Here is a 7,781-nt window from a genome sequence, read left to right as displayed (position 1 = left end):
CCCGGGTCGGGCGGGCGCCCCGCGCCGGGGGGGCCCACAAACCGCCCGGCCGGCCCCCCCCGGCGGGTGGCGCTCTCGACCACCAATACTCTTCAAGAGGACCGGCGCACCTCGGAGAAGGCGCTCACGCCAGGCTCGCGAGTTCGGGGCAGATCGACACGAGCCGGTGCAGGGCCAGTTCTGCTTCGAGTTTTTCGGCGGACCGCTGCTGTGTGAACGCGACCCACGCGAGCAGTTCGGCGCGTTCTTCCGCGGTCAGCGCGTCCTTTCGCTCGCCGAGTTCCAGCCCGCGGCGGTCGAGTTCGTGCGGCAGCGTGTCGTTTGCCACCCGACGGAGCGCAGCGGCGGACGACAGAAGGGCCGTTCGCCATTTGGGTTCGATCGGCGCGTTGGCTGACATTGCTTCCCTCCCGGCTCCCGTGCATTGTAATGCGATCGCCCCCGCGCCTCAAACCGATCAACTCACAACAGGCGGAATTCATGCTCCTCGGCCTTCGCACACTGATCATTCACGTTCGCCCCGAGCAGCTCGACGCCGCGAAGACGTGGTACACCGGGTTCGCGGGCGTAGCGCCCTGCTTCGACCAGCCGTTTTACGTGGGCTTCAATGTGGGCGGGTTCGAGTTGGGGCTTCACCCCGAAGGGGTAACCGGACCGGGCGGAACGGTCGCGTACTGGGGCACCGCCGACATCGCATCAGAACTGGCGCGCGTCACGGAACTCGGCGCGACGGTCGTGGACCCAATTCAGGACGTGGGCGGAGACATCAAGGTGGCGACTGTCGCGGACCCGTTCGGCAACCACATCGGGCTAATCCAGAACCCGCACTTCGACGCGAGCACCGTGAAGTAAGCAGTATTCACCGCAGAGGGCGCGGGAGGGCGCAGAGAAAACAAACGCAGTTCTTCGACTCTCTCTGCGCCCTCCCGCGCCCTCTGCGGTGAATACTGCTTATTCCTCGTAATCCACTCGCCCCTCGCGCTTGCGGCCGATCACGTCCACCTGCCAGTACCGGCCGGAGAGGGCGTCGAGGCAGGTGAGCCAGCCGCCGCCGTACGCGTGGGTGTCGATGCACACCGCGCCCGGGATCACCTTCGGCAGCCCCGAGCGCTGCGACGAGTGCCCGCAAATCACCTGCTTGCCCGAACAGTGCCGCATCGCTTCGGGCAAGAACTCCCAGTACAGCATGTTGTCCGGCTGGTCGTCCAGCGCCGCGTTGTGGTCCACGCCGGCGTGGACGAAGATGAAGCGGTCGGTTTCGTGATAGGGCACGAGTTCGTACTCGAGGAACTCCCAGTGCCCCCCGGGAACGTCGTCGAAGGTGCCACTCACACCCAGCGCCGGGCCGTAGGAGCCGAGCGCCTGTACCCCGCCCACGGAGAGCCACTGCTTGCGGTCGGAGCGGCTGCCGAACCGCGCCTCCAGCATCATCACCTCGTGGTTCCCGCGCAGGCACACCACCGGCCGCTTTTGCTTCAGCTCGATGAGCCGGTTCAGCACCCCGCGCGTGTCGGGGCCGCGGTCCACGTAGTCGCCCAGGAAGATGAGTTCGTCGGTGGCGGCGGGGGCGACCCACGCGAGCAGGTCGTCGAGGTGACCGAGGCAGCCGTGAACGTCGCCGATCGCAAGGACGCGCATAAGGTCTTTCCGGATCTGGGCGCGGCGCGCAGCGCGAACGGGAGAGGCGTTCGTTCCGTGTTCCGGGCTCCGCACCCCGCACTCAGTATAACGCCAATCATGCCAATCATCCTCTTCGACATCGACGGCACACTGGTCCGCACCGGCGGGGCCGGCAAGGCCGCCATGGAGCAGGCCCTCACGTCCGCGTTCGGCGTGGCCGAGCTGCGCGACGACGTGAAGTACAGCGGGCGCACGGACGGCGCCATCGGCCGCGACCTGCTGGTCGTTCACGGGATCGAGCCGACGCTCGCGAACCAGCACAAGCTGCGCGACGCGTACCTCGCGAACCTGCCCGGGCACCTGCGGGAGCGCGGCGGGGAGGTGTGCCCGGGCATCCCCGCGCTGCTCGCGCACCTCGCGGCGCAACCGGGGGCGGTGCTGGGGCTGCTGACCGGCAACGTGCGCGTGGGGGCGCAGCACAAGCTCGCGCACTTCGGGCTGTGGGACTACTTCGTGTGCGGCGGGTTCGGCGACGACCGGTACGAGCGCGACGACGTGGCCCGGGCCGCGCTCGCGCACACGGTCGCGCACCTCGGGCGCGACGTCGCCCCGGCGGACGTGTGGGTGATCGGCGACACCCCGCACGACGTGACGTGCGCCCGCGCGATCGGGGCCAAGGCGGTCGCGGTCGCGACCGGGTGGCACCCGCTCGACGAACTCGCCGGGTGCGCCCCGGACCTCCTGTTCAGCGACCTGTCGGATCACACGAAACTGCTCGCGGCGTGGGCCTGAGTGGGGTATCCTCGTTTCGACCCTCCGGCCGAAGCGAGACCCCACCGATGCCCCTCCGCCCCCCCGCCCGGGCTCCGCACTGGCTCACGGACCGGCGCGCGTTCCTGCGTGACGCCGGAACCGGCCTCGGCGGCATCGCGCTCGCCGCACTGCTCGCCGAACACGGGCTGCTCGCCGGCGACGCCGCACCTCCCCTCCGGCCCGACATCAAGCCCGACGCCCCGCTGGGCGCCCGCGAGCCGCACTTCGCGCCGAAGGCGAAGCGTGTGCTGGTCGTGTTCTGCTCCGGCGCGGTCAGCCACGTCGACACCTTCGACTACAAGCCCGAACTGGTGAAGCGCGACGGCCAGCCCCTGCCGGGCGGCGACAAGCTGGTCACGTTCCAGGGCGCGCAGGGGAACCTCGTCAAACCGATCTGGGCGTTCAAGCCGCGGGGCCAGAGCGGCAAGATGGTTTCGGACCTCTTGCCGCACCTCGCCGGGATCGCGGACGAGATGTGCTTCATCCACTCGATGACCGCGAAGAGCAACACGCACGGCCCGGCCGAGAACCAGATGAGCACCGGGTTCACGCTCGACGGGTTCCCGAGCGCCGGCGCCTGGGTGAGCTACGCGCTGGGGAGCGAGAACAAAGACCTGCCCGCGTTCGTCGCGATCCCGGACCCGCGCGGCGTGCCGCAGGTGGGGCCGAACAACTGGGGCAGCGCGTTCCTGCCCGGGGTGTTTCAGGGCACGCCGTTCGGCGCCGACAAGCCGATCCCGCACCTCGCCCGGCCCGCGGGCGTGAACGCAAAGGCGGACGCCGACACCCGCGACTTCCTGAAGCTGCTCAACGCCGAGCACGCGCAGGCCCGCGGCGACTCGCAACTGAGCGCGCGGATCGCGAGCTACGAGATGGCCGCCCGGATGCAGCTCCGCGCCGCGGAGGTCGCCGACCTGTCCAAAGAGCCCGCGCGGGTTCACGCCGAGTACGGCACGGACGACAAGGACCGCTGGAAATCGGGGTTCGCGCGCAACTGCCTGCTCGCCCGGCGGCTCCTGGAGCGCGACGTGCGGTTCGTACAGCTCTTCAACGGCGCGTACGCGATGGGCGAGGGCGTCGGCAACTGGGACGGGCACAAGACCATCAAGCCGCAGTACGAGACCCACGCGGCGGTTCTCGACAGGCCGCTCGCGGCGCTGCTGACCGACCTCAAGCGCACGGGGCTGCTCAAAGACACGTTAGTGGTGTGGGTAACGGAATTCGGGCGGATGCCGACGTTCCAGAAGGGGGCGAGCGGGCGCGACCACAACCCGAAGGGGTTCACGGTGTGGCTCGCGGGGGCCGGGGTGAAGCGGGCGTTCAGCCACGGCGCGACGGACGACTTCGGCTACGAGGCCGCGGACAAGAGGGCCACCATCTACGACCTCCACGCCACGGTGCTGCACCTCCTGGGGCTGAACCACGAGCGGCTCTCGTTCTACCACAACGGCATCGAGCGCCGGCTGACCGACGTTCACGGCGAGGTGCTGCGCGACGTGCTCGCGTGACGTGTTCCGGCGCCGCGGGTTTCGCGCGTTTTTCGCGCTCTGCGCACCTTGTGAGCGGGCGAACACGCGTCATAATTCTGCACAACTCGGCCCCTCCACTCATTCCAAGAGCCTCGTGTCATGGCCAAAGTCGCGGCGAAAAAGACCGCCACGAAGGCGGTCCCGAAAGGGAAAGCCCCCCCGAAGGCGAAGCCCACGTCAGCTAAAGCGAAGCCGAAGGCGGCCCTGCCGAAGCCGGCGCCGGTTGACTGGCCCGCGGCCCTCCGGTCCGGCGAGGCGGGCGTCAAGAAGTGGAACAACCTGACCGCCCGCGAGCGGAACCGGGTCGACCTGTCCGCCGCCGACCTGAGCGGGGCCGACTTGACCGCCGCCAAACTGGACGGGTTCGACCTGCGCGGCGTCGATCTCACCGGCGCGCTACTGAACAACATGAGCCTCACCGGCGCGAAGTTCGATGAGGCGACGAAGTGGCCGGAGGGGTTCGTGCCCGGCCCCGCGCTGAAGTGGAAAGGCGCCGGCGCGGACCCGCGGACGGCCGCCCCGCCGGAAGAGAAGGCGCTCCCCGCCCCGGCCGACTTCGGCGGGTTCCTGGCGCGGCTGAAACAGGTCACCGACCCCGCCAAACTGGACAAGGCGACGAAGATGCTCCAGGCGGAGCGCTTCCGCCTGTACGCCAGGGTGAACGCCGACAGTCTCGTCGGCGTGGTGAAGAGCCAGACGGCCGCGGACCTAGTGTACTCGTGCCGGCTCGGGAGCGACGGCAAGTACGCGTGCTGCACCCAGAACCTGAACATGTGCGGCGGGCTCCGGGGGTCGCCGTGCAAGCACCTGCTGGTGCTCCTCGTGGGGCTGTCGCGGGCCGGCGAACTGGACGCCGCGACGGCCCACCAGTGGACGCAGAGCGCCCGCGGCCAAAAGCCCGAACTGGACAAGGACGTGATGACCGCCACGTTCCTCCAATACAAGGGCGCGGAGGCGGGCGAGGTAGACTGGCGCCCGACCGAAACCGTGCCCGAAGACTTTTACGCGGTGTGACCGCGCCGGAGCGCGGACCCCGGGGCTCGCGCCCGGGCGCCCGAGCCACCGGCTGATGAGGGACCGACATGGCCACCAAGAAGAAAGCCGCACCGCCGCCCGAAACCGACTGGGTCGAGGTGCTCCGCACCGGGCGTGAGGGCGTCGCGCGCTGGAACGGGCGGTCGGAAACGGCGCGCCAGATGACCCGGCTCGGCCGCGGCGACTACGCGAGCTGCGACCTGTCGGGGATCGATTTCTCCGGGCAGTCGGTGCTGAGCTTCCGGGGCGCCCGGGTGAACTTCGCCGGCGCGAAACTCACCCGAGGCTCGCTGATCGAGGCGGACCTGCGCGGGGCCGATTTCACCGGCGCCGAGATGACCAAGTTCTGCGCCCGCAACGCCGATCTCACCGGGGCGAAACTGCCCGGCGTGGTGCTGAAAGGGGGTAGGCTCGTCGGCGCGAAGTTCGTCGGCGCGGACCTGAGCGACGCCGACCTCACCGGCGCGGACCTGAGCGGGGCCGACTTCACCGACGCGAACCTGACGGGCACCGTGCTCGCGGAACTGGTGTTCGACCAAACCACCAAATGGCCCGAGGGGTTCGAGGTTCCGCCGGGCGCGAAGTGGGCGCCCGAGGCGCCGGACCCGCGGTTCGACGGCGTGGGCGAGGCGGCCGTCGCGGTCAACGTGAACGGCCTGCTCGCGCGGCTTAGCCGCGTGATCGACGCGAACCGCATGACGCGAGTCAAGGAGATGCTCCAAGGCGGCACGAACCAGTTGTTCTCCGAGATCGAACCGGGGTTGGTGCGCGGCGTGGTGCGGAGCCAGCGCGAGCCCGATCTGGTGTACTCGTGCCTGATCCGCTCCGACGGGACGTACACCTGCGCAACTCCCAACCTGGCGGAGTGCCTGGGGCTGCGCGGGGAGCCGTGCAAGCATCTGCTCGTGCTGCTCATCGGGCTAACGAAGGCCGACCGGCTCGACGCCGGCACCGCCGACCGGTACGTGGTTGCGGCGGGCGGCAAGAAGCACACGTGGAACGCGGACCTTGAAAACGAAGTCAGCGACACGCTGCTCCGGTACAAAGGCGCGGAGGCCGGCGAGATCGACTGGCGGCCCACCGAGACCGTGCCCGAAGACTTCTACGCGATGTGAGCCCGATGGCCAAGAAGAAGCCCGCCGCGGGCGCAAAGCCCGCACCCATGAAGCCCGCGGCTAAGAAACCCTCAGCGAAGAAACCCGCGGCCCGAAAGCCCGCGGCGAAGAAGGCCGCCGCCGGGAAGAAGCCACCGACCGACTGGGTCGCGGTGCTGAAGAGCGGCGCCGCCGGGGTGGCGAAGTGGAACCGGCTCACCGGTCCCGCCCGGGCCGCAATCCCGCTGACCGGGGCCGACCTGAGCGGCGCGGACCTGTCCGGCATCCACCTGCGCGGGGGCGCCGGAGCGGTACTTAGCGGGTGCAAGCTCGGGGGCGCCCGTCTCGGGGGCACTTGGCGCAAGGCATCGTTCGCCCGAGCGGACCTGACCGGTGCTACTCTCGCCAAAGGCGCGTTCGACGCGACTGATTTCACCGGCGCGACGCTGGCGGGCGCGGACCTGTCGGGCGGCAACTTCAGCTACGGGACGTTCGCGGGCGCGAACCTCACCGGGGCCGACGCCACCAACGCGAACTTCATCGGGACCGATTTCACCGGCGCGACGCTGGCCGATGTGGCGTTGATGGGCGCCGAGTTCGACAAGGGCACGACGTGGCCCGCGGGTTTCGTGCCGCCGGGCGAGATGCGCTGGCACGGCGCGGGCACCGACCCGCGGTTCGTCGGCAAAGGCAAGAGCGCCGCCGCCCGCGACATCAACGGGCTGATGGCCCGGCTCCACACGGTCATCGACGAGAAGCGCATGGCCCGCACGCTCGACATGCTCAAGAAGCAGCGGAACCAGATCTTCTCCGAGGTCGAGCCGGCGATGGTGCGCGGGATCGTGAAGAGCCAGCGCGACATCGACACGGTCTACTCGTGCGTGCTCACGGAGGACGGCACCTACTCGTGCGGCACCGCGGACATGGCCCAGTGCCGCGGGCTCGCGGACGAGCCGTGCAAGCACCTGCTAGTGCTGGTGATCGGCCTGGCCCGGGCCGGGCAGCTCGCCCCCGCGACCGCGGACAAGTGGCTCGTGGCCGCGAACAGCAAGGGGCCGCGGTGGAACAAGACGGTGCAGAACCACATCGCCGACTCGTTCCTGAAGTACAAGGGCGCGCAGGCCGGCGAGATCGACTGGCGCCCGACCGAGACTGTGCCGGAAGACTTCTACGCGATGTGACCCCGCCGGAGCGCGGGCCAGAGGCCCAATGGCACTTAACTTATCCTTGGCCATGCGTGCGGAGGTCACGCCGCGGTTTGCACCGGGGTATCATCTAATCGTGGCTGGGTGTGCCTCGTTTGCGGAACGGGCACCCCGGCCGTTGGGCGAAGAACCTGGGGGAGCCGGTCGTCCTGACTGAACACCGCGGCCCGCAGTTGCAGGATCGATTCGGCCCCGGCCGAACGGATCCGGTGCTTCTGCGTGCTCTTCACCCGGGCGCTCACCTCGCCCACCAGGGACTCGACCAAGCGGCTCGTCGTCGGCAGCCCCTCGCGGCGGTACTGGGGGGACGCCATGCGGTCCGGTTGTTTCTCATACACGCCCCCACCGACGAATGGCATTTCCGTGGTGTTTTTGGGCGTTCGGTCCAATAGCTGACCTGGGACGCCCGAGGCATCCGGAACAATCGCGTTGTGACGGCTGTGCCGCCTTGGCTACCGGGTCTTCCGCCGCTACGGTAACACTAA

At 69.4% G+C, this 7,781-nt stretch carries 9 protein-coding genes; 6 read left to right on the top strand and 3 right to left on the bottom strand.

Annotated elements, in window-relative coordinates; translation table 11 throughout:
• Nucleotides 1–124: 124 nt before the first annotated feature.
• Nucleotides 125–400 carry a hypothetical protein gene (locus tag R5W23_RS04835; RefSeq protein WP_320685355.1) on the bottom strand — a complete coding sequence of 92 codons (276 nt, stop codon included), beginning with the start codon at nt 398–400 and terminating at the stop codon, nt 125–127.
• 80 nt (nt 401–480) lie between these two features.
• Between R5W23_RS04835 and R5W23_RS04830 the strand changes: the two genes are divergently transcribed.
• Nucleotides 481–852, top strand: a complete 372-nt coding sequence (locus tag R5W23_RS04830) for a VOC family protein (protein ID WP_320685354.1) — start codon at nt 481–483, stop codon at nt 850–852.
• 99 nt (nt 853–951) lie between these two features.
• Here the strand turns inward: R5W23_RS04830 and R5W23_RS04825 are convergent, their stop codons facing one another.
• Nucleotides 952–1,638, bottom strand: coding sequence for a metallophosphoesterase family protein (locus tag R5W23_RS04825; RefSeq protein ID WP_320685353.1), 687 nt, complete (start codon nt 1,636–1,638; stop codon nt 952–954).
• Nucleotides 1,639–1,737: 99 nt separating this feature from the next.
• Between R5W23_RS04825 and R5W23_RS04820 the strand changes: the two genes are divergently transcribed.
• The 5 genes from R5W23_RS04820 (at nt 1,738) to R5W23_RS04800 (ending at nt 7,272) form a co-directional block, all read left to right on the top strand.
• On the top strand, nt 1,738–2,412 hold the full coding sequence (locus R5W23_RS04820) for an HAD family hydrolase (protein WP_320685352.1): 675 nt from the start codon (nt 1,738–1,740) through the stop codon (nt 2,410–2,412).
• Between the two features lie 47 nt (nt 2,413–2,459).
• Nucleotides 2,460–3,941, top strand: a complete 1,482-nt coding sequence (locus R5W23_RS04815; protein WP_320685351.1) for a DUF1501 domain-containing protein — start codon at nt 2,460–2,462, stop codon at nt 3,939–3,941.
• Nucleotides 3,942–4,061: 120 nt separating this feature from the next.
• Entirely contained in the window at nt 4,062–4,976 is a 915-nt protein-coding gene (locus R5W23_RS04810) for a pentapeptide repeat-containing protein (protein ID WP_320685350.1), read from the top strand.
• A 68-nt stretch (nt 4,977–5,044) separates the two neighbouring features.
• Nucleotides 5,045–6,112 (top strand): pentapeptide repeat-containing protein, encoded by a 1,068-nt coding sequence (locus tag R5W23_RS04805; protein WP_320685349.1) that lies wholly within the window; start codon nt 5,045–5,047, stop codon nt 6,110–6,112.
• Between the two features lie 5 nt (nt 6,113–6,117).
• A complete protein-coding gene (locus R5W23_RS04800) occupies nt 6,118–7,272 on the top strand; it encodes a pentapeptide repeat-containing protein (protein ID WP_261188857.1) in 1,155 nt (384 codons plus the stop codon).
• A 65-nt stretch (nt 7,273–7,337) separates the two neighbouring features.
• Here the strand turns inward: R5W23_RS04800 and R5W23_RS04795 are convergent, their stop codons facing one another.
• Nucleotides 7,338–7,634, bottom strand: a complete 297-nt coding sequence (locus tag R5W23_RS04795; RefSeq protein WP_320685348.1) for a hypothetical protein — start codon at nt 7,632–7,634, stop codon at nt 7,338–7,340.
• Nucleotides 7,635–7,781: the final 147 nt, after the last annotated feature.

The organism is Gemmata algarum (assembly GCF_034097035.1).
Classification (GTDB): domain Bacteria; phylum Planctomycetota; class Planctomycetia; order Gemmatales; family Gemmataceae; genus Gemmata; species Gemmata algarum.
This window is presented reverse-complemented; position numbering and strand designations above follow the sequence as displayed.

Excerpts from the sequence above, each read along its gene's own strand:
- R5W23_RS04835 (WP_320685355.1), bottom strand. The coding sequence starts at position 400 with ATGTCAGCCAACGCGCCGATCGAACCCAAATGGCGAACGGCCCTTCTG.
- R5W23_RS04815 (WP_320685351.1), top strand. The coding sequence starts at position 2,460 with ATGCCCCTCCGCCCCCCCGCCCGGGCTCCGCACTGGCTCACGGACCGG.
- R5W23_RS04800 (WP_261188857.1), top strand. The coding sequence starts at position 6,118 with ATGGCCAAGAAGAAGCCCGCCGCGGGCGCAAAGCCCGCACCCATGAAG.
- R5W23_RS04825 (WP_320685353.1), bottom strand. The coding sequence starts at position 1,638 with ATGCGCGTCCTTGCGATCGGCGACGTTCACGGCTGCCTCGGTCACCTC.
- R5W23_RS04820 (WP_320685352.1), top strand. The coding sequence starts at position 1,738 with ATGCCAATCATCCTCTTCGACATCGACGGCACACTGGTCCGCACCGGC.
- R5W23_RS04805 (WP_320685349.1), top strand. The coding sequence starts at position 5,045 with ATGGCCACCAAGAAGAAAGCCGCACCGCCGCCCGAAACCGACTGGGTC.
- R5W23_RS04830 (WP_320685354.1), top strand. The coding sequence starts at position 481 with ATGCTCCTCGGCCTTCGCACACTGATCATTCACGTTCGCCCCGAGCAG.
- R5W23_RS04810 (WP_320685350.1), top strand. The coding sequence starts at position 4,062 with ATGGCCAAAGTCGCGGCGAAAAAGACCGCCACGAAGGCGGTCCCGAAA.